This is a genomic window from Paraburkholderia sp. BL18I3N2 (assembly GCF_003001875.1).
In the GTDB taxonomy this organism is placed as follows: Bacteria; Pseudomonadota; Gammaproteobacteria; order Burkholderiales; family Burkholderiaceae; genus Paraburkholderia; species Paraburkholderia phytofirmans.
This window is the reverse complement of the sequence record NZ_PVNC01000024.1, coordinates 26,173-44,537: the sequence shown is the minus strand read 5'-3', so window position 1 is coordinate 44,537 and position 18,365 is coordinate 26,173. Positions and strand designations below refer to the sequence as shown.

The following is an 18,365-nucleotide window of genomic DNA, read 5'->3' as shown; positions in this document are numbered from 1 at the left end:
CGTTCATGGTGAGGTCGCTTGTGCTAATTCTGAAAGAAGGATCGCCCCCCAAACGGCCTTTGCACAAAAATACGGCAAATGGTGAGGTTCATTGTGCTACGAACACATCGGCGCGTTACGAGCTTTCTCACGCAGCACAATTGACCTCACCTTCCTCTCCAATTTTCACCGCCTCGCACGAGCAGAGGTTTTTATACTGGTGTCTGTGCACAGGCTTGCACAATGGACCTCACCTTCAATCGGATGCTTCTTTGCGGATCTAAAACGTGTTTCTGCTGAAGCGGAACACAAGCTGGAGCGAAACTGCTGCTTCGCACAATCAACCTCACCTTAAGGGACGCTCGCCAAGTTACCTCCTGGTAACGGGTTGGTTTGCTTTTTCTAAAAATCAAACAACCCAACAAACCAACAGAGGCATGTGACTTAGTTTATTTTCAAACACTTAACCTTCAAAAGGTGAGGTTCGTTGTGACAAAGGTGAGGTCGGATGTGCACGAAGGTGAGTTTCGTTGTGTGGGCAAGGTGAGGCCGGTTCCACACGAAGGTGAGGTTAGATGTGCGAGATTCGCTCGCGCGTACCAAGGTGAGGTTAGTTGTGCATAGTCGCGCAGGATCTAACTCCAATCACTCGGGGCAAGGGTTTGAGGGGAAATACGGTTCATCGTGGTGAGGTTGATTGTGCTGGGGTGAGGTTCATTGTGCATGGCAGATGAGCGAAGCCGGCAGACAGCCAGTACGATCGGATGATGGTGAGGTTGTATGTGTTGACAGCTCACCCACGAATGCTACATTTCCGAAAGCGAAAATGAAGAGCGGATGAGAATATGGCGGCGGAGGACAATCCGGAGGAAGGCAAGTCGAAGGTGACACCGCGACAGATGGCGCTCGCGCTGTTCGAGGACATGTTCGACTTGGGCTTGCCCATCAGCGAAGCCAATCGTGAAATCGGATACCAGCGTAACAACTTCTTCACCCAAGTCGTTAACATGGGGCTGCCAGCGCGGCGCTTTCTTGACGCCGCGTATTTCATTGTCGCCCAGGAGCAGGAAGCACGAGACCAGTACGACGTTGAGCTGAACTACTTCAAGTGGTTAATGCGCTATGACAGCCGCAATCTCAAGCACTTGCGCACTATCGCGGAAGAAGCTCAAGACGCGAAAATCCAGGTTACCGATACACCGATCGATCGGGACCCCACCGAAAACGATCTGTGGGTATCAGTCCAGTTGATGGGCATGGTCGGCTTCCACAGGGGGCGCATTCGATTCGACGTGCACCCTCGGCTGGTCCCGCAAATCCGTGACCCAAAAAAATCCCACTGGTTGAGCCTACGCATATCGACGGCTTTTACACGCAGCCTAGCGCGCGCGATCTATGACCAGGTCCTCCCCAGTGTCCCAAATGGCCGAACGGAATGGATACCGCTGGAAGACATGCGAAATTGGCCCGGCAGAATGGGAGCGAACGCTGCCATCTTTAAATACTTCAAGCGCGACTGGCTAGAACCAGCTGTGCGTGAAATCAATGAGGTGTCGGACATCGAGCTGTCCTACGAGACCAGGACCGAGTCCAGCACGTCGAAAAAAATCGACCGTATAAGGTTCCTGCTCAAGCGCAAGGATACCGCCGACGCTGCGCTGGCCAGCTTGGCTGACGCCAGTCATCTGTACAAAATTCTCAACGAAGAATTCAACCTGTCTACCAAGCAGTTCAGCGAGATTTCCGAGAACCGCGAAGTCTGGACCGATGCGCACATCCAGCAGGCTGTCGAATACACGCGATTCAAGCTCAATCGTGGACAGATAAAACGGAGTCCCGCCGGCTACCTGATGCGAGCCCTACGCGATAACTGGAAGATGTCTGAAGCCGAGCGCAAGATGGTCGAGGTTCAGGCGAAGCTACTTACCGAAGAAACTGAAGCGGATGTCGTAAAAGCCGAAACCCAGAGTTCGGTCGCACGCAGCCTCGCTTCGCGCGAAGAAGAAGTCCGTGCACGCATGAATGAGGAGTCGCGTAAGGGCCGCGAACACTTCAACGCGGCGGACGCCAAAACCCGCAAGGAACTGGTCCGCGCGTGGGTTGCGTCGAGGGAGGGCAAGCTGATGCTGCGTCGTATGAAGCTCGAGGCCGCAGCTGTAGTGGAGGAGGACATCGTTGCGAATACGGAATTGGTTTGGTACCTGGGGCAATTCGTATTTGGGCGCATGAATTCGTCTCGCTCATCGGCGTGAGTGTCAGCATGGACATCTGCGCGTTTCGAAGCGGTCCGCGCTCACGACCTTTTTGAATCACCGGCAGCCTGTGGGATATCTGGGGTTAAAGGAAGCGTCCCGTTTGCGCGGATGCGGCGCCATGCGGTAGGGTGGGCGTAACCGGCGGCTGCGGTCCGCGGGAACGGTCCATTACGACTCGAAAGGCATAAACGATGACTGAGCAGGAACTGGTTGATACGGTCGTCGCCGCGAAAAGTGAAAGCAAGATGGCGATCGACTCGCTTATCGATGCGGTGACCACTGCGGTGGCAGGGAGCGGAATCGTGCAACTGATCGGTTTCGGTTCGTTCTCGAGTGGTGAGCGCGCCCCGCGCGTGGGGCGTAGGCCGGCAAGCGGCAAAGCAATCCAGATTCCAGCTGCGAAGACGGCCAAGTTCACGGCCTGCAAGATGTTCAGGGAGGCGGTGAACGCGTCATGACGAAGTCCGACATCGCGGCAGCCGTTTATGCGGGCCTGCAACGCGAAATTGCTGACGTGGTGGAGTCCACGCGCGAAGCGACAGCCCGCAGTATCAACGCGTTGATGACGGCAACCTATTGGGAGATTGGCCGACGCATCGTGGAATTCGAGCAGGGTGGTGAGGGCCGGGCCGCTTACGGCGAAGCACTGATCAAGCGACTCGGCGCCGATCTGTCCCAGAGGTTCGGGCGAGGTTTCGGCTGGCGCAACCTTTCGCAGATGCGCGCGTTTTATCTGAGCAGACCGGCGGAGCAGATTTTGCAGACGCTGTCTGCAAAATCCCCGTCCTCAAAAATAGTCCCGACACTGTCTGCAATTTCTGCCGGACGACACTTTTCTGAATCACCTGCGCGGAACTCTCCTGACCTGACCGCCGTGGCACAGGCGTTTCCCTTGCCTTGGTCGGCCTACGTGCGCCTGCTGTCGCTCAGGAATCCCGCGGCCCGCAGCTTCTACGAAGCCGAAGCGCTGCGCTGCGGCTGGTCAGTCCGGCAGCTTGATCGGCAGATCGGCAGTCAGTTCTACGAGCGCGTCGCCCTCTCGCACAACAAGGCGGCGATGCTGCGAAAGGCAGGGCAGGCCGATGCTGACGACGCTCCTACGCCTGAACAGGCCATTCGGGATCCGTTCGTGCTGGAGTTTCTGGACCTGAAGGACGAGTACTCGGAATCCGACCTCGAAGACGGCCTGATCCGTCATCTGACTGACTTCCTGTTGGAGCTTGGTGACGACTTCGCCTTTCTCGGTCGACAGCGACGGTTGCGGATCGACGACGCTTGGTTCAGGGTGGATCTGCTGTTTTTTCACCGGCGACTCAGATGTCTCGTGGTGATCGACCTGAAGGTGGGCCGATTCAGCTACGCGGATGCCGGACAGATGCACCTCTATCTGAACTACGCACGTGAACACTGGATGAAGCCTGGTGAAAACCCGCCAGTAGGTCTGATTCTGTGTGCGGAGAAGGGCGCTGCCGAAGCGCACTATGCGCTCGACAACCTGTCGAACAAAATTCTCGCAGCGGAGTACCAGACCGTGCTGCCAGATGAGAAACTAATCGCGCATGAACTGGAGCGGACACGGGCCGAACTGGACAGGCGCAGCGTTGGAACTGCTCGCGCTTCTGATGTGGACTGATCTTGTGCGACCGGCACGAAACCTTGCGACTCGCCAACAAACAGGTGTACACAGCCAACGCGCGCCAGACTGAATTCGCGCGTCGGCGTTTCCCAATGGCGACCGAAGACGTCAGAGAACGGTAGCCCAAGTGAGTGCGGCGCTTCGAACGCAAACGCCCACAGCTGGCGTACGTAAGCGCAAGTCCTGACGGCACCGCGATAATGTTGCCACCAGATCAGCGCCTCATCACGAGAACATTTTCAGGATCACAAGTCATGCCCTTGCCACTCCGCCCCATTGCCTTCGTTCTGGCTGCATCGAATCATGGGAGCATGATTGTGAATCGCAATGACCATCACATTGACTCCAGTAGCCGCCCCTACGGGGTTGGCTTCCAGATATTCGACACTTCAAGCTTTGACGAGAGCGAAGTAAGCTTGGTGCTGGCATTGCTCGACTGCCGTCGCAAACATTTCGGTAACGATGTTGTCGCGATAGATGGAGGGGCCAATATCGGCGTGCATACGATTGAGTGGGCGCGACACATGTACGGCTGGGGGCACGTTCTAGGCTTCGAAGCCCAAGAGGCTTTGTACTACGCCTTGGCGGGGAACGTGGCGTTGAATAACTGCATGAATGCGCGCGTGAGGCTTGCCGCTCTCGGCGCGCAGTGCGGGGAACTGGTTGTACCGCAGCCGGACTATTTCACGCCGGCGAGCTTCGGCAGTCTGGAACTGCGTCCGAAGCCTGACAACGAATTCATCGGACAGCACATTGCCTACGATGCCGCGTCCTGCAATATCATTCCGATGATGAGCCTCGATTCCCTTTGTTTAGAGCGTCTGGACCTGCTGAAGCTGGATATCGAAGGAATGGAGCTCGAGGTGTTGGACGGTGGCCGGTCGATGCTGGCGAAGCACCGTCCGATCATGATCGTCGAAATTCTCAAATCCGATAGGGTGGCAATCGAGAAATTTCTTGTAGGCCTCGGCTACCGTGTTTTTCCGGCCGGTCGCTTGAACATCATTGCCGTGCATACTGCGGACCCGACGCTCAACCAGATCACTGTAAAAGACGATCAGCCAATCGTGGCGACTGAGTAACGACATCTGCGTCATCGTCTCGTCGCCGTGAGTCAACGGCTGCGAGAGCAGCGAATACTTCAAGAGGTTCTGCCACCGGCAACCGGCAACACGCGCAGGCGCGAGTAGACTACCTGTCGCCTGGAGCATTCACCCAGCGCTACTTTCTAAATCAGTCCGCGGCCTAACTCGTTGACATCCACGGGTTCCGACCTCCTTTTCAGAGTAGGTCGACCGCGCTGGACCGAAGCACATCCTCGAGCGTCGATCTCAAACGATCGACGCGCACAGGCTTCATCAGGTAGTGACGGAAACTCTCAGCGTCTGACGGCGTAATCGTCTCCCGCGGCATAGCGCTGATCCATACGATCGGAGTATGCTGATTGGGGCCCGGCGTCGTTCGAAGTTTACGTGCAAGCTCGGGGCCGTCCATGCTGGGCATCTGGATGTCAAACAGAAGAACGTCTTGGCGGATGGTCGCAAGATTGATCATTGCCTCGATACCATTGGAGGCAACAGCACATTCGTAATTCAGCGCTACCAGCAAATCACGAATGGCTTCACGCGCGAATTCCTGATCGTCGACAACCATGGCGCGGCGCGGCTTTCCTGCTGCACTCATCGGCCGCATGCGAGCAGGCGTCGTAGGGGCTTGGTGCTCGACATGCGCGACCGGGAGCGATGCGGAAAATACTGTTCCGCGCCCGAATTCGCTTGTCACGCTGATCTCTCCACCCATCAGGTCAACTAGACCCTTGACGATGGTGAGACCCATGCCTACACCATCTTGACGGGCGGCGCCTTCGGGCCTGATCTGTGTAAAGGCATTGAATACGTCGTCAATGCGATCAGCCGGGATGCCTACACCGCTATCGCTCACCCTGATATGCAGGACGGAGTGGTCCCATTTAGATCTCGATGTCATTGCAACATCAATTGTTCCCTTGTTAGTGTATTTGATCGCATTCGAAATGAGATTAACAATGATCTGACGCAGGCGCGCCGCATCCGCCATGTACTCATCCGCCTCTACGTCGGCACCGACTGTGAGCTCTAGCCCCTTGCCCGTGGCCAGCGGCAACATATCGTCACAGACACTGTAGAGAACCTCGGCCGCATCGAAACGCGCCGGACAAAGCGCCAGTTTTCCCGAATCAAGCCGAGCGTAGTCGGTCAGGTCACGCATCTGTGATTCGAGCTGTCTCGCGGCGCGGTCAAGACGGCTCATTACCCGTGCATTCGCCTCATCGGGGTTGCTGGCGACCAGCAACTCGATGGATGACGTGATGGACTGAAGCGGAGTTCGCAACTCATGCCCTACCGCGCCGAGAAAAGCGTTCTTTGCGCCGATGGCTTCGGCTGCCGCATGGTTCGCTCGCTGCTCCGCCGCAAGAGCAGCGGATTGCTGTGCGACAAACGCGCGGCGTCTCCTGTCATAGACGACGGCGAGTACACCCATCATCGAAGCCAGCACGGCGACACCAACGCTGGCGATAAAGATGTTTCTGCGTTTGCGGACGAAGTCCCCGTAGACGCTATCGCGGTGGGCGACTTCGAGATCGCCGATTTCGTATGCCAGCTGCCCACTATCCACCTTCATATTTTCGAACAACGGGATAAGCTCATCGGCCGAGCGGCGATCGGTATGCAGCTGCAGCAGAAGTGGCTCCATCTGTCTCAACGCGGTGCCGAGTCGCTCCATGGCCGGTTGGAACGAAGGCAGCCCGGCGAGCATATCTGCGGCTTCGGAGCGATGCGCCATTAGCGCATAGCGGGAGCGCAGTACATTGAATTTCGCTGTGACGGCATCGAAGTCTGGTGCGGTGCCCCGCTCGTAAAGGAGCACCTGCTGTTCAGTGTTGAGTGCCGCGATCTGGAACCTTGCAACTGTCCAGTAATGATTCTCCTGCGGACCCAGTGTAGAGATGATGCTGCTAGGCGAGAGCAACAGGTCGTACAACGCGTATGTCCATCCAGCAGCCGCGACCAGAACGCAAGGCAACAGAAATGCGAGGACACGATTGCCCCGACGAACACCGGGCGCCGGGTTCATTTAACGGTTATCCGGGTGACTTGCCAGACGAAGCGTGCATCGTAGGTTGCAGTGTTTAGTTCGCCAGGGTATTTGTCGCGAGGATAGATAAGCCAAGCCGGTCCAAAGGTCGAAGGAGGCAGCGGCTTGCCATCAGCTGTCAGCGCGAGGATAACCCCGTATTTCTCAGCATCTGCTACGGGCACATCGTGACAGTAATCGTCAACCGCACAGACTGACAACATTGAACCCCCGGCCCCGACGCGCTTCAAAAGCGCGGAGAGCAGAGGGCCGGAAAACGATTCCCTCTTCGTCCAGTTTGTCGAAGTAACGATGGTCGCGGAAGCCGTTGACATCAATTCTGCTTGCGAAAAGCGGTAGCCATGCGTGGCCGGATCGTTGACGTTGGAAACTTTGCCGTTAATGATCAGCGGCATGAATTGATCGGCTTGCACGGCGCCCACAGACAGGAGGCTGCAGGCGAGAGCGATCGAGAAATACTTCATAAGGAAATGTTCCGCGGCGAGCCTGCCGCTGGTAGCGGTTATCGAATGTTCTGATCGGACGTCGGGATACAGCTGTCCCCGAGCGTGACGGCGCGGTAACCAATGCGCTGTGGGATGACTCGCGTTTCAGCCGTACGGTATTATAGGTTCTTGACCTGAATCATCCGGCCCCAAATCAGGATGCGAGCGACGCTCGGCAATTGACTACCAGATTCTGGATCGCCTGCTTTACGCGCATGATTTCCAGAAACTCGGGATCGGCGTCCTCAGTGCCCTGCGGCCAGAGCGAGTGCGCCTCACGCGCGAGTTCATCGATACGCGAAAGCATCGATGATTTCTGCGCGCCATCTGTCGCGAGGCTACCGGACTGGATAACTTCCTGGCACCGGTGGAGCGCCTGAAGGAGGTCGGTTAGGCGCGCGACGGTAGAAGGTTTATCGTTTGTCATACTTGAAAAAAGTAAATTTGCTTCGACCTGCGGTCGTCACTAAGAGAAAATGATTTTCTGACCGGAAGTTCGAAGAATACCGTAACCGGAGCGAACATTGAGAACGCTGCGACCGATCATAGCAACGCTGGCGCTTGTGTGCATGTCATCTGCTTACGCCCAGGAGATGGATTTCTCTCTCGACGTCAGTGGAAACATCAAGAATTTCACCGATCCGGCAACGCATACATATCATTTCAAACGGAAGGATCTGCTCGCGCTCGGCAGCAAGACGATCAAAACCTCCACCAACTGGACGCCCGTCTGTACATGGCGCGGTCCGACACTGCAGAGCATCCTCGAAAAGGTCGGCGTGCAAGGAAAGGTACTGCACGTCTACGCTTTAGATGACTACCGCCACGATATTCCCGTGAGCGACGCCGTGCAGTACGGAGTGGTCATGGCGTATGAGCGGGATGGGAAGGCCCTGGAACCCAAGGGTTTTGGGCCGCTGATGCTGATCTATCCGCGCGATGACCATCAGGAGGACCTGAACCGGGCGTCGATCGAGGCTCGATTTGTGTGGCAAATTTATAAGATTGTCGTTGAATGATTTTCCTTCGCCGACTTGGTGTCAAAAGAGTCCTCGGCGTCGCGATCGCTCTCCTACTGTCCGTATCCGGGGTATGGCTCTATTTCGCGTATTCGCTGCTCCTGTCGCCAGCGAGTCTCAAGGCGCTGACTGGTCCTCAAGAGAATTACTACTGGCCCGTGGCACAACTGGAAATCGCGGTCAACAAGGCAAAAAACACCCTTCTCCTGTACGGCGCAGGCCGATCGGATTACCGATCGGTGCAACTGCGCTTCGATGTGCTGCAGTCGAAATACGCCGTGTTGGCCGCACCATCCGATTCCACCCAGATTTTCAGCGGTAATGTTTCCTTTCGAGATGCGATCGTCCAAATAGGTGCTGTGATCGAGAAGGCGAAGCCTGCTATCGAACAGCTACCGCAAGATCCTGGCAAGGCTGTGGACCTGTCGCTTCGTCTGGGACAAATAGACGACCCTATGGCAGTCATCACGGATCACGTGAGTGAGGCCGAGATAGCCCGGCGTGATACCGTCTACGACGACCTGATCGAAAAGCGGCACCTTTTTTTCCTGAGCAGCCTGCTGCTGTTGCTACTCTTGGCGGGAGCGGCTGTCCTCGCCTTGACACTGGGCGTCGATCGCAAACGGCTGGCGCGCCAGCAACACGCCGCGATGAAAGCAGAACAGGACGCGGTACGCGCCAAAAATGCATTCCTCGGAATGATCGGGCACGAACTGCGGACGCCTCTGCAAAGTATCGTTAGTGTGGCCGATACCCTTTTGGATCGGCGATTTGCCGAAAGAGACGCGACGTTGATCAAGCGGCTGGCGGTGGCTGCAAGTAGGCTAGAAACACAGATGAAAGATCTTACCGACTTCGCTCGACTGGACGCCGGAGGCCTCACGTTGAGGGAGCGGGAATTTCAACCCGCCGACGTTATTGGATCGATGATTGACGACGTGACGACGTCTGCCAGGAGCAAGGGGTTGGAGGTCGTCGCGCTGGTCAACAATGGTGATGGCTGGTATCTGTCGGACCCCGATCGCATCAGGCAAATAGTTGGAAACCTGTTATCAAATGCGGTCCGGTATACGGATGCCGGTCGAATTCTTGTGCGTCTCGACGTGACGCCGTCCAGGGATGGGGCCGTCCTGGACATCACCGTTGAAGACACCGGGCCCGGCATACCTGCGGCGTCCGCTAGTCAGCTCTTTCAGCCTTTCACGCAACTGGACCAGTCCAATACGAGGAAACACGACGGCGCAGGCATTGGCCTCGCGATCGTCAAGGGGCTGGTCGATCTGCTCGGCGGATCGATCAACATCGACACTGAACCGGGGCGCGGAACGAAAGTCTCAGTGTCGCTGCCCGTCAAGGCAGCCGCGGCTGCTACAGAGGCCGATGGAACAGAGCTGCAAGTTACGGCGATCATCGAACGGAAGAGGGTACTTATCGTAGATGACCAGGAATCTGCAAGAGAGTCATTTGCGGATGTGCTGTCATCGTTTGGCGCGCATGTGGATGTTGCTGCCGACGCGGGCGAAGCTTTGGCTGCATTGAGTGAGGCTACGTATGACGCAGTATTGCTGGATGTGCAGATGCCAGGCGAAGACGGGATTGCCGTCGCTCGAAAGGTGCGAGCGACGCCGGGACCGAATAGGGATGTTCCTATCATCGGCATCAGTGCGTTTTCCAGGGAGCTGCTGAAAGACGGTGGAGCCGAACTCTTCACCCAACACCTGCACAAGCCTGTGCGAAACTCGGTATTAAAGCAGGCGCTACTGGATGCGCTTGCAGCTGACAAGCCACACTGAATTCAACCGAACGTGATTGATCAATGACTATCCTAGATGAGGTATCGGCGCTTACGAATGCGGGTTCCCTGCTATCGCGCGATGGTGAGATTGTTGCCTCCTATGACCTTGAGGTATCCGACGTGGCGGCAGAAGGCTTTCGCGCGCTTTCTGCCGTGCAGGCAATCAAGAATGCAAACGTTGCACCGTTTGAAGTCGACTACTCGCGTTTAACGCATGTTCATGTCATCAACGGAATGGGCGTCACGCTGGGGGACTCGATTATTGGACTAACGGCGCTAGCGGCGATCAAGAGGCGGCACCCGGAAATTTCCTTTGTTATCTACCGTCCGAGTTGCGCCCCTGCGTACGTCAGGCAGCTATACGAACTGGCGGCGCCGATCTTTGGGGCTGTTTTGGATCTTCCAGTCGATATCGATTCTCTGCCCGACGATGAACTCCGGGTCGATCTGGGTAACCATCTGTTCTGGCCGAACTTCTCGGCGATGCCCATGATAGATTTTTTCCTGTGGGCGCTCGGGATCACACCGGCTGACGTTGACCCGGACCACAAGTCGAATGACTGGCTTCAGCGTGTAGCTCTGCCGGCGTTGGGCGCGGAGGGGTCATCGAAGGAATATACGTTGCTCTGTCCGACAGCCAGCACGCCTGTGCGCAGCATTCCGCACTCGTTTCGAGCCGAGGCTGTAAATCGGCTGTGGGAAAGGTTTCACGTTCCCGTACTTGGCTTCGGCAAGGTCGACCACCAGCACTACACAGACATTAAGAGCCTATCGACGGACACGGCCACCTTTCTTGCATGGGTGAAAAATGCCCGCTTTGTTGTGACGTCTGACACGGCCGCCGTTCACATCGCAGCTGGATTTGACGTGCCGACAGTGGCATTTTTCACTACGATCGCGTCTGAGTTGCGCGTGCGCGACTATCCGTCGTGCAAAGCTATAAACCTTCCTCTTCCGGAAATTCAGGGAATCCAGGCAAGTGGGCGAGCCGGCGATCTTGAGATTGTCGACCGCGCGTATCAGAAGTTGATTGCGAGCAACTGGGCGCTGCACCTTCGCGATTAGCTCGATGAGCGGCTCAGCTCGTGAGAGATTTCCGAAAATAAGATGGGCATACGGACCGGTTTTTCGATCCACTTGCAGCCAAACTGCTTAATCACCCTAGCGATGTCATCAACGCGGGCTTTCCCGCTTTGCAACTGCCCGGTCAGCAGGTAAATCGGCGCCGTTGCATTCTCCGCCTTCCGGATATCGAGAATCGCGGCCTCGGCGGTGTCATCGTTGACGAGCCAGTCGATTATAAAAGCGTCGAACGCATTGCTCTTCAGGCTCTCGCGAAAGCTGGCCAGATCGTAAAACGGCGTGGCGTTCAAGCCGTGGTCGTTGAGATAGTCACAAACGTTGTTGGCCGCCTGCGTTTCAGTATCGTCGTCGAGGACCGCGATAGCCGGCTTCTCAAGATGCGGCAGGTTGGGGCGTATTTCGACCGACAGCACATTGAAGATCCGGCCGGCCGGAGCAATTTCGGCCGGGTAGATATTCCATGCGTTGCCCGACTGGATCGCTACCAGATCGGCTGATCGATCACCGCTCAGCTCGGCGCCAATCCACACTGAGCAGGGCAGCGGGCGCGGGCTCACCATCAGCATCCCTTCTCCCGCAATCGAATCTTCAAAACCTTCGTTGCTTTCCACCAGAACGCTCGGCGTTTCACCGAAGTGCGTAGCAACCGCCCCGAGTTGCTTCAGATCCCACGGCAATTGGCCTTTCATCTTGCGGCTCGCAGCCGAGAAGCTGAGATTAAGTATCCGGCTTAGCTCGCTTGCCTGGGCCCGTTTTGTGACGCCGTGCCGCTCCATCAAATTGCGAACGCGGCTGGCAATGGCCATTGAATCCGTCTGAATGTCGTTATCAGGCATATCTCGATACCCTCCTTTGGTTGCTGACTTTATCCATAACTGACCTGACACGCAATGTTTGAGTAATTCTTTGCAAAACATGACTTGACACGCGCTATATGGCTAGTAAAGTGACGCAGTAGGTAATCTTCATCCCATTGGATGACGCGCGGAGGTAGGAGTTAAGGCGCGGTATCCGCCTAACCACGAATCACTGAAGAGGCTTGATATGGCAGATGCCGTTGCGGGTAAGGGTGTTGCGAAGAGCCTGTTGTCCTTCATTTGCGCGAAGACGCGCGACGCGCAGGCGGTTTTCTGCAGTGTCGAAGCGAGCACATCGCGGCGCATGTCATTGCTGATTACTCTGCTGTGCGCAGTTACTTTCCCTGAATTTGCCTATGCGATGGACTACAGCACCGGCACTGGCCTGGTTCGCGATTTCGTTAGCTGGCTGTTCGTCGACGCGGGTCCCTATGTCTTCATGGCGATTCTCGGCATCTGCGTGCTCGGGGTGCCGAAGGGTTGGATTCCGATGAAGGGTGCCGTAATCGCAGTTATCTGCTCATTTGTATTCTTCGCGGTCCCTTCCATCGTCCGCTATGCGGCATCGGTCGCTTCCTCGCAGATCTAAGGTGAGGTCATGCGTGAAGTTCACGAAATCCCGAAAGGCATGGTGCAACCCTGGATGATATGGGGCTGCCTGGCTGAGCTGTTCCTCGGCTCGTTCGTATTGCCCGCGGTTGTCTTCATGTTCCTCAAATGGTGGCCGGTGATGCTCGCCGTGCCCTTCCTGGTCATCGGCGCCTATCTGATCACCGCGAAAGATATGTTCGCGTTCTCGGTCGCGTATCAGAGTTTTGGCGCGACGGCGAAGCCACGTAGCCTCAAATACTGGGGCGGAGCGAAGACCTATGCCCCTCGGTGACTTTCTTGATCGTCATTTCGGCGCGTCGCCATTCGTTCAGCGGAGCGAGGCAGACAAGGATGATGCGGCCGATCTGCACGCCTCGCGCGAACTTCCGTTCGGCCTGAACGCGTACTACAACGCCCATACGTTGCGCACGCTCGACAGCGGACTGGTGCAGATTGTGCGTCTGCAGGGGCTCTACGCGGAAATGCTGGATGACATCGGCGTCGATGCGTACAAGCATCAGCGGAACACTGCGCTGGAGTCGATCGCTGACAGCAACGTGGGCATCTACGTGTACGAGATCCGGCGCAAGGCCAACCGGTGGCCCGCCGGCAAGTATTCGAACTGGTTTCCGAATTTCCTCAATGAAAAGCTGAAGGCGCGTTTCCAGACGCGGTCGTTGTATCAGCACGAAATCTATATCGCCATCGTGCGCTACCGGCACTACAGCGGAGTAGTGGGGCAGCTCGATCGCGTATTCAATGCGTTCAATCCCTCCGGCGCCAACGACAAGCTTGAAACGGAGTCGCGGCAGGTACGTGACCTCGAAGAGAAGGTCAACTCACTGATGAAATCGCTGGCGCACTACGCGCCTCGCCGGCTGGGCCGCGTCGAAACGGACATCGGACCCTGCTGTGAGATGGCGCGTTTCCTGCGTTATCTGCTCACGCAGGAAGACGGCCCCGTGCTTGTTGATTCATATAACCTGGCCCAGGCGATTGCAAGTTCGTATCTGCACTTCGGCCGCAATCCGATCCTGGGGAAAGACGTTTTTGAGGTCAACGGGATCAACCATCGACGCATCGGACAGGTGCTCGCCATGTCGCGCTGGCCCGATGGCGCGGTCGCCGGGATGGCTGACCGGTTCCAGCGGCTGCCCGCCGAACTGATCGTTACGCAGAAGTTTTTCCCGATCGACAAGCTTGACGCCAGCATGGCGACGTCGACCAGTGAGGCCCGGCTGTCGCATGACCGGACGACCGCCAGCATGTCGGCGGAAATTACCGCGCTGCGCATGCGGCAGGCGGCCAACAAGGCCGTGCTCGGCACGCATCACATGAGTGTCCTCGTTCACGTGCCGGTAGAAGGGCGCTCGCAGGCGGCCGCATTGAAGGCGCTCGAAGCGCTGGACGATGCCGTGGGAAAAACCGGCGAGTGTTTCAAGAGCTGGGGCGTGAAACCGGTTGTCGAGACGACCGGCATGGAGCGTGCCGTTTGGTCGCAGATACCGGGCGCCACGAAGCGTCATAACGGCCGCGTCGGCAAGATCGAGACGATCGAGTTCGCCTGCTTTGCATCGCTGCACAGCTTTCCGCAAGGGCGTTTCGACGGAAACCTCTGGGGCGAATGCCTCATGGTCCTGCCGACGGAAGGGCAGACCGGGTACTTCCTCAATCTGCATGAGGAGCGCCCAGGAATGGTGCCCGCGCACGGCAACTTCGGCGCGAAAACGGGGACCGGTAAAACGTTGCTTGTCGCGACGATCACCAGCCAGGCCGACAAGTTCGAGCCGCGGGTGCACTGGTTCGACCGGGAGAACGGGAGCACCGTGTTCATGCAGGCGATGGGCGGCGCCGACATCGTACTCAGCCTGTCACGATCCCTTGGCAATCCCTGCAAGATGCCCGACATCGAACAGAACCGCGCGATGCTGCGCGAGCTGCTGCAGATGATGGCGACGTGCTACGGCTATGTGCTTACTGTCGATGATATCGAACGCATTGCGACGGCGGTCAATGACAACTTCAACGACCACTTGACCAGATTCGAAGACCGGCGCCTGCGGAATCTCGCCTGGCGGTTCGGCGCGAAGAATTCAGCCCTGTACCAGGCGATTGCGGTATGGCACAGCGGTGGCGCGAATGCCGCAGTGTTCGATAACGAGCATGACACGCTCGACGTGACAACGCACCGTCACTACCGGTATGAGATGCGGGAACTGATGAAGGATAAGGAAGCGAAGCCGGAGCTTCCTGTCCTGCTCAACTATCTGACGCATCGTATCGAACAGTCGCTCGATGGATCACCCGCAATCATCGTGTGGGACGAAGCCCAGATGCTGATCCGTAACGCATTCTGGCAACAGAAGATCGAAACATACCGGGAAACATTCCGCCGGCGCAACTGTGCGACGCTCTTCATTACGCCGGAGCCCAGCGCGCTCTATCGACCCGTGGCGGCTGTGAAGAACCAGGCGGTGACGAGTTTCTATCTGGCGAACGACAAGGCCGATCGACGGGACTACATCGATAACCTCGACTTTTCGCAGAGCGAGTTCGAGTTTATCGAGCGCGCCGTGCCGGAGGAGTTCAAGGTGCTTATCAAGAAGGGCAACGGAGTCAGTGTGCGCGCCTCGTTTGATATGTCGGACATGCCTGAGCTCGTTGCCGTGCTGTCGTCGAATGACAGGTCGGTTGAACTGATGAATCGTGTTCGCGCCGAGTTGGGCACAACGGACCCGAGCCGGTGGGTTCCGGTGTTCATGGCGCGGGCGCTCGCTGAACGGACGCACAACGTTTGACCTGAGACGTGGAGGTGACCCTGTGATCGGACAGATTGCAATCGGCGTACTTGGTGCCGCGAGCGTTTTCCTGTCGCAGGACCGGCGCGAACACTGGCGGAAGTGGGCCTGCATCTGTGGACTTGCAGGGCAACCGTTTTGGTTCTGGATGGCGTGGGAATCGCAGCAGTACGGCGTACTCGCGCTTTGTTTTGTGTATGCATGGTCGTGGGCGCGAGGCTTCAGGATGTACTGGATGGACAACCAGGAGCGGCGGCATGCAGTTCACGCTCGGTGAAATCGAAGGGGCGATCCACTGGTGGCGTGTGCGCGCGTCATCGGATGCCGGGTTTGCCGGCAGCGCCGTGGGATGTGCGCTGGCGCGACTTTACGGCGAGACGATCGCTGACCATCGCGTGGTGGCGGATAACGAACTCGACGACCTGCAGCGTGATGCTTTGCGCGTTTTCGTCCGGGTGTCGACCGTGCAACAGGAAACGGAGGTGCAGAGATGAAAGGTGCATTTGTGGCGGCCACCGCGGCGATGGCCATATCGACGTCAGCGTTTGCAACGGGCGTTCCCGTCGGTGACGCCGGGACGTGGACCGCGCTGGCCGCGCAGCTGGCCCAGCTCAAGCAGGAATACGACACGCTCAAGCAGCAATACGGCGCGGTAACCGGTTCATACGGGCGCGGCGGGCAGGGGTTGAGCGATGCAATTGACGCGTCGTCAATTGTTCCTGGCAGCTGGCAGGACGTTGTATCGCAGCAGAAGAGTGGCATCTACGGCAGCCGGCAGGCGACGTATGAAAAGGTGATGAACACGATGTCACCCGATGACTTCGCGGACAAGAGCGAGGGCGCGAACTACAGGATGAGTACCGACTCGGTTCGCTCAGCACTGGCTGGCGGAGAGTCGCTGTACGACGAGGCGCAAACGCACCTGCGTAATTTCCAGAACCTGTCGCAGCAGGTCGACACGACGCAGAACGTCAAGGACGCTGCCGATCTGCAGAACCGCATGTCGGCGGAGCTGGGCATGGCGCAGTCCGCGCAGACGAAATTGCAGGCCATCAACGCGAATCTGACGGCGAACCAGCTCAACGAGAGTAACCAGGCCACCGCAGAGCGCGAGAAGTTTTTCAGCAACGTTTCGAAGTGAGGCGTGACATGCGACGTATCGTTTTTTACCTCCTGTTCGCCGGCGCTGCGTGTCTGGCTGGTTGTGCACATTCCGGCGCGATATCGAAGTCACCGTGCGCCTGCGATTTTCATTCTATCGGGAAGCAGGCGTGACAGCGCGCCGTGGGCCTGCTGGCTCACGGGTGAAGAAACTGGAGACAGGCATATGACGTGGACAGGCAAACTCAGTTGGTTCCTTCTCGCAGTCGCAGTTGTTGGAAGCGGCGGGTTGATCGTGTACGTCGTGCATACGAGCAGCACGGGAGGCGGCACTGTCGAACCCCCTGCGCAGACTGTGCCGGCGTTCGAGCCGAAGACGGAAGCGTATTACCTTGCGCATCGCGCTGAGATGAAAGCGCGCGAAGACGATTGCACAAACCGCGGCATTAGTCCCTTTGCTGACACCCCGGAAGCACGCGACTGCAACGCCGCCGCGGAGGCCTCCAAGCAGATATTTTTTGGCCCGGGGAAGTGACATGGCTGATCCGGTAGATCAATTCATTCAGACATTGTTCGACAGCATCCCATCGCGAACGGAAGCGTTTCTGTCCACCAATTACCCGGTGCTGGGGCACGCAGTTACGCAACCGGCGCTCTACCTCGCGATGATCTGGGTGGCAGTGAAGGTAATCCGGGTTCATTCCGGACGGGATCCAGCGGACGTGTGGCCTCTCGTCAGAATGCTTCTGACGATCATGTTCGTGTTCGCGGCATTGAATTGGGGCGGGCTTGCCGGACAGATTTTTCATTCATTCCAGGAGCTGCGCGACGACACCGTAAGTTCGCTGATGGGCGGGCAGTCGATGACACAGTATCTGGAGAACGACTACAACAAGTTTTCCGATGCATCTGGCCAGATGATGAAGCAGTCGATGCTCAAGATTGGCATCGTGCTTCTTGGGCTCGTGTTGCAGATGGTCAATACAGCGATGGTCCTGGTCGCGCTTGTTCTGAAGGTCGGTTCAGACATGGGCTTTGCGGTCACGATGCTGCTCTTTCCGCTGCTCGTGCCAACGTTGATGTGGAGCAGCACGCGCGGATTCGGCATGAGCTGGTTCGCGGCGATGGCGAAGTTCGCACTGGTCGGCATCCTGCTCGGTGTCATCGTGAAATTCAGCTTTGATATCACCGACCAGTTTGTCTCGAAGATGGATCCCAATGCGATGACGGCCAACGATGCTTTCGCCGCCATCGTCATCGCCGGCGCCATCACACTTTTCATGGCCTTTACGATTCGCCCCCTCGCGTCCGCCCTGACATCGAGCGGCGCCGCCGGCAGCGGCATGGCGGACATGATCGGCGGCTTCATGATGTCCCAGATCATGTCGAAGTTTTCCGGTGGTGGGCGAGGCAGCGCCGGCGCGAATCCAGGCGCGGCGACTGCACTGACCAGTATCAGCAACACCCAGACTGCTCACGGCACCCAGCTTGCGCGAATCGAGCGGGCGTTGTCCTCGGGCGGCGCTACGAGCCCTTCAGGCATGTCGAGCCCATCGGGTGCCGGTCAACCGGGCGGCCCAGGCGGCACAGCGCCATCGAGCGGCACATCTGAGGGAGGTCAATGGTGAGCG

17 protein-coding genes are annotated in these 18,365 nt (G+C 57.5%); 13 read left to right on the top strand and 4 right to left on the bottom strand.

The features are described 5' to 3' along the window. Window positions 1–824: 824 nt before the first annotated feature. From B0G75_RS35385 to B0G75_RS35370, 4 genes are all read left to right on the top strand, one after another. Window positions 825–2,231, top strand: coding sequence for a replication initiation protein (locus B0G75_RS35385; protein WP_106285502.1), 1,407 nt, complete (start codon window positions 825–827; stop codon window positions 2,229–2,231). Between the two features lie 194 nt (window positions 2,232–2,425). Next, window positions 2,426–2,692 (top strand): HU family DNA-binding protein, encoded by a 267-nt coding sequence (locus tag B0G75_RS35380; protein ID WP_106285501.1) that lies wholly within the window; start codon window positions 2,426–2,428, stop codon window positions 2,690–2,692. Beyond that, the gene (locus tag B0G75_RS35375) at window positions 2,689–3,867 is read left to right on the top strand and encodes a YhcG family protein (protein WP_106285500.1); all 1,179 of its coding nucleotides are present in this window, start codon (window positions 2,689–2,691) and stop codon (window positions 3,865–3,867) included. Before B0G75_RS35380 ends, B0G75_RS35375 begins: the two co-directional genes overlap by 4 nt. A gap of 257 nt (window positions 3,868–4,124) precedes the next feature. Next, window positions 4,125–4,952 (top strand): FkbM family methyltransferase, encoded by an 828-nt coding sequence (locus tag B0G75_RS35370; RefSeq protein WP_106285499.1) that lies wholly within the window; start codon window positions 4,125–4,127, stop codon window positions 4,950–4,952. Between the two features lie 199 nt (window positions 4,953–5,151). Here the strand turns inward: B0G75_RS35370 and B0G75_RS35365 are convergent, their stop codons facing one another. The 3 genes from B0G75_RS35365 to B0G75_RS40920 form a co-directional block, all read right to left on the bottom strand. Then, a complete protein-coding gene (locus B0G75_RS35365; RefSeq protein ID WP_166679223.1) occupies window positions 5,152–6,891 on the bottom strand; it encodes a hybrid sensor histidine kinase/response regulator in 1,740 nt (579 codons plus the stop codon). Window positions 6,892–6,980: 89 nt separating this feature from the next. Then, complete coding sequence (locus B0G75_RS35360) at window positions 6,981–7,469, bottom strand: molybdopterin-dependent oxidoreductase (protein ID WP_106285497.1); 489 nt, start codon at window positions 7,467–7,469, stop codon at window positions 6,981–6,983. A 175-nt stretch (window positions 7,470–7,644) separates the two neighbouring features. Beyond that, window positions 7,645–7,797 (bottom strand): hypothetical protein, encoded by a 153-nt coding sequence (locus B0G75_RS40920; RefSeq protein WP_166679222.1) that lies wholly within the window; start codon window positions 7,795–7,797, stop codon window positions 7,645–7,647. Window positions 7,798–8,059: 262 nt separating this feature from the next. Here B0G75_RS40920 and B0G75_RS35355 point away from each other — a divergent pair, with 262 nt between their 5' ends. From B0G75_RS35355 to B0G75_RS35345, 3 genes are read left to right on the top strand one after another with little or no spacing between them, the layout of a single operon-like run. After that, complete coding sequence (locus B0G75_RS35355; protein WP_106285496.1) at window positions 8,060–8,509, top strand: molybdopterin-dependent oxidoreductase; 450 nt, start codon at window positions 8,060–8,062, stop codon at window positions 8,507–8,509. Beyond that, window positions 8,506–10,302: a hybrid sensor histidine kinase/response regulator gene (locus B0G75_RS35350; RefSeq protein ID WP_106285495.1), complete on the top strand. Its 1,797-nt coding sequence runs from the start codon at window positions 8,506–8,508 to the stop codon at window positions 10,300–10,302. The genes B0G75_RS35355 and B0G75_RS35350 overlap by 4 nt, the downstream gene beginning before the upstream one ends. Before the next feature lie 23 nt (window positions 10,303–10,325). Then, window positions 10,326–11,369: a glycosyltransferase family 9 protein gene (locus tag B0G75_RS35345; RefSeq protein WP_106285494.1), complete on the top strand. Its 1,044-nt coding sequence runs from the start codon at window positions 10,326–10,328 to the stop codon at window positions 11,367–11,369. Here B0G75_RS35345 and B0G75_RS35340 read toward each other — a convergent pair. Continuing rightward, window positions 11,366–12,223 carry a helix-turn-helix domain-containing protein gene (locus tag B0G75_RS35340; RefSeq protein WP_181196708.1) on the bottom strand — a complete coding sequence of 286 codons (858 nt, stop codon included), beginning with the start codon at window positions 12,221–12,223 and terminating at the stop codon, window positions 11,366–11,368. The genes B0G75_RS35345 and B0G75_RS35340 overlap by 4 nt on opposite strands. 208 nt (window positions 12,224–12,431) lie before the next feature. Here B0G75_RS35340 and B0G75_RS40915 point away from each other — a divergent pair, with 208 nt between their 5' ends. The 6 genes from B0G75_RS40915 to B0G75_RS35300 all read left to right on the top strand — a co-directional run bounded on the left by B0G75_RS40915 (window position 12,432) and on the right by B0G75_RS35300 (window position 18,362). Beyond that, window positions 12,432–12,833, top strand: coding sequence for a mating pair formation protein (locus B0G75_RS40915; protein ID WP_181196707.1), 402 nt, complete (start codon window positions 12,432–12,434; stop codon window positions 12,831–12,833). A 9-nt stretch (window positions 12,834–12,842) separates the two neighbouring features. Then, window positions 12,843–13,127: a VirB3 family type IV secretion system protein gene (locus B0G75_RS35330; protein ID WP_091810183.1), complete on the top strand. Its 285-nt coding sequence runs from the start codon at window positions 12,843–12,845 to the stop codon at window positions 13,125–13,127. Further along, the gene (locus tag B0G75_RS35325) at window positions 13,114–15,633 is read left to right on the top strand and encodes a hypothetical protein (protein WP_106285492.1); all 2,520 of its coding nucleotides are present in this window, start codon (window positions 13,114–13,116) and stop codon (window positions 15,631–15,633) included. The genes B0G75_RS35330 and B0G75_RS35325 overlap by 14 nt, the downstream gene beginning before the upstream one ends. Window positions 15,634–15,890: 257 nt before the next feature. Next, window positions 15,891–16,127: a DUF3717 domain-containing protein gene (locus B0G75_RS35315; RefSeq protein ID WP_106285490.1), complete on the top strand. Its 237-nt coding sequence runs from the start codon at window positions 15,891–15,893 to the stop codon at window positions 16,125–16,127. Between the two features lie 11 nt (window positions 16,128–16,138). Beyond that, complete coding sequence (locus tag B0G75_RS35310; protein WP_308705947.1) at window positions 16,139–16,774, top strand: type IV secretion system protein; 636 nt, start codon at window positions 16,139–16,141, stop codon at window positions 16,772–16,774. Window positions 16,775–17,270: 496 nt separating this feature from the next. Further along, on the top strand, window positions 17,271–18,362 hold the full coding sequence (locus B0G75_RS35300) for a type IV secretion system protein (RefSeq protein ID WP_106285487.1): 1,092 nt from the start codon (window positions 17,271–17,273) through the stop codon (window positions 18,360–18,362). Window positions 18,363–18,365 lie beyond the last annotated feature (3 nt).

Bases quoted from the DNA above. Each gene is read 5' to 3' on its own strand.
- B0G75_RS35360 (WP_106285497.1), bottom strand. From the start codon at position 7,469: ATGAAGTATTTCTCGATCGCTCTCGCCTGCAGCCTCCTGTCTGTGGGC.
- B0G75_RS35300 (WP_106285487.1), top strand. From the start codon at position 17,271: ATGGCTGATCCGGTAGATCAATTCATTCAGACATTGTTCGACAGCATC.
- B0G75_RS35375 (WP_106285500.1), top strand. From the start codon at position 2,689: ATGACGAAGTCCGACATCGCGGCAGCCGTTTATGCGGGCCTGCAACGC.
- B0G75_RS40920 (WP_166679222.1), bottom strand. From the start codon at position 7,797: ATGCTTTCGCGTATCGATGAACTCGCGCGTGAGGCGCACTCGCTCTGG.
- B0G75_RS35315 (WP_106285490.1), top strand. From the start codon at position 15,891: ATGCAGTTCACGCTCGGTGAAATCGAAGGGGCGATCCACTGGTGGCGT.
- B0G75_RS35325 (WP_106285492.1), top strand. From the start codon at position 13,114: ATGCCCCTCGGTGACTTTCTTGATCGTCATTTCGGCGCGTCGCCATTC.
- B0G75_RS35370 (WP_106285499.1), top strand. From the start codon at position 4,125: ATGCCCTTGCCACTCCGCCCCATTGCCTTCGTTCTGGCTGCATCGAAT.
- B0G75_RS35385 (WP_106285502.1), top strand. From the start codon at position 825: ATGGCGGCGGAGGACAATCCGGAGGAAGGCAAGTCGAAGGTGACACCG.
- B0G75_RS35355 (WP_106285496.1), top strand. From the start codon at position 8,060: ATGTCATCTGCTTACGCCCAGGAGATGGATTTCTCTCTCGACGTCAGT.
- B0G75_RS35345 (WP_106285494.1), top strand. From the start codon at position 10,326: ATGACTATCCTAGATGAGGTATCGGCGCTTACGAATGCGGGTTCCCTG.
- B0G75_RS35350 (WP_106285495.1), top strand. From the start codon at position 8,506: ATGATTTTCCTTCGCCGACTTGGTGTCAAAAGAGTCCTCGGCGTCGCG.
- B0G75_RS35330 (WP_091810183.1), top strand. From the start codon at position 12,843: ATGCGTGAAGTTCACGAAATCCCGAAAGGCATGGTGCAACCCTGGATG.
- B0G75_RS35340 (WP_181196708.1), bottom strand. From the start codon at position 12,223: ATGCCTGATAACGACATTCAGACGGATTCAATGGCCATTGCCAGCCGC.
- B0G75_RS35380 (WP_106285501.1), top strand. From the start codon at position 2,426: ATGACTGAGCAGGAACTGGTTGATACGGTCGTCGCCGCGAAAAGTGAA.
- B0G75_RS40915 (WP_181196707.1), top strand. From the start codon at position 12,432: ATGGCAGATGCCGTTGCGGGTAAGGGTGTTGCGAAGAGCCTGTTGTCC.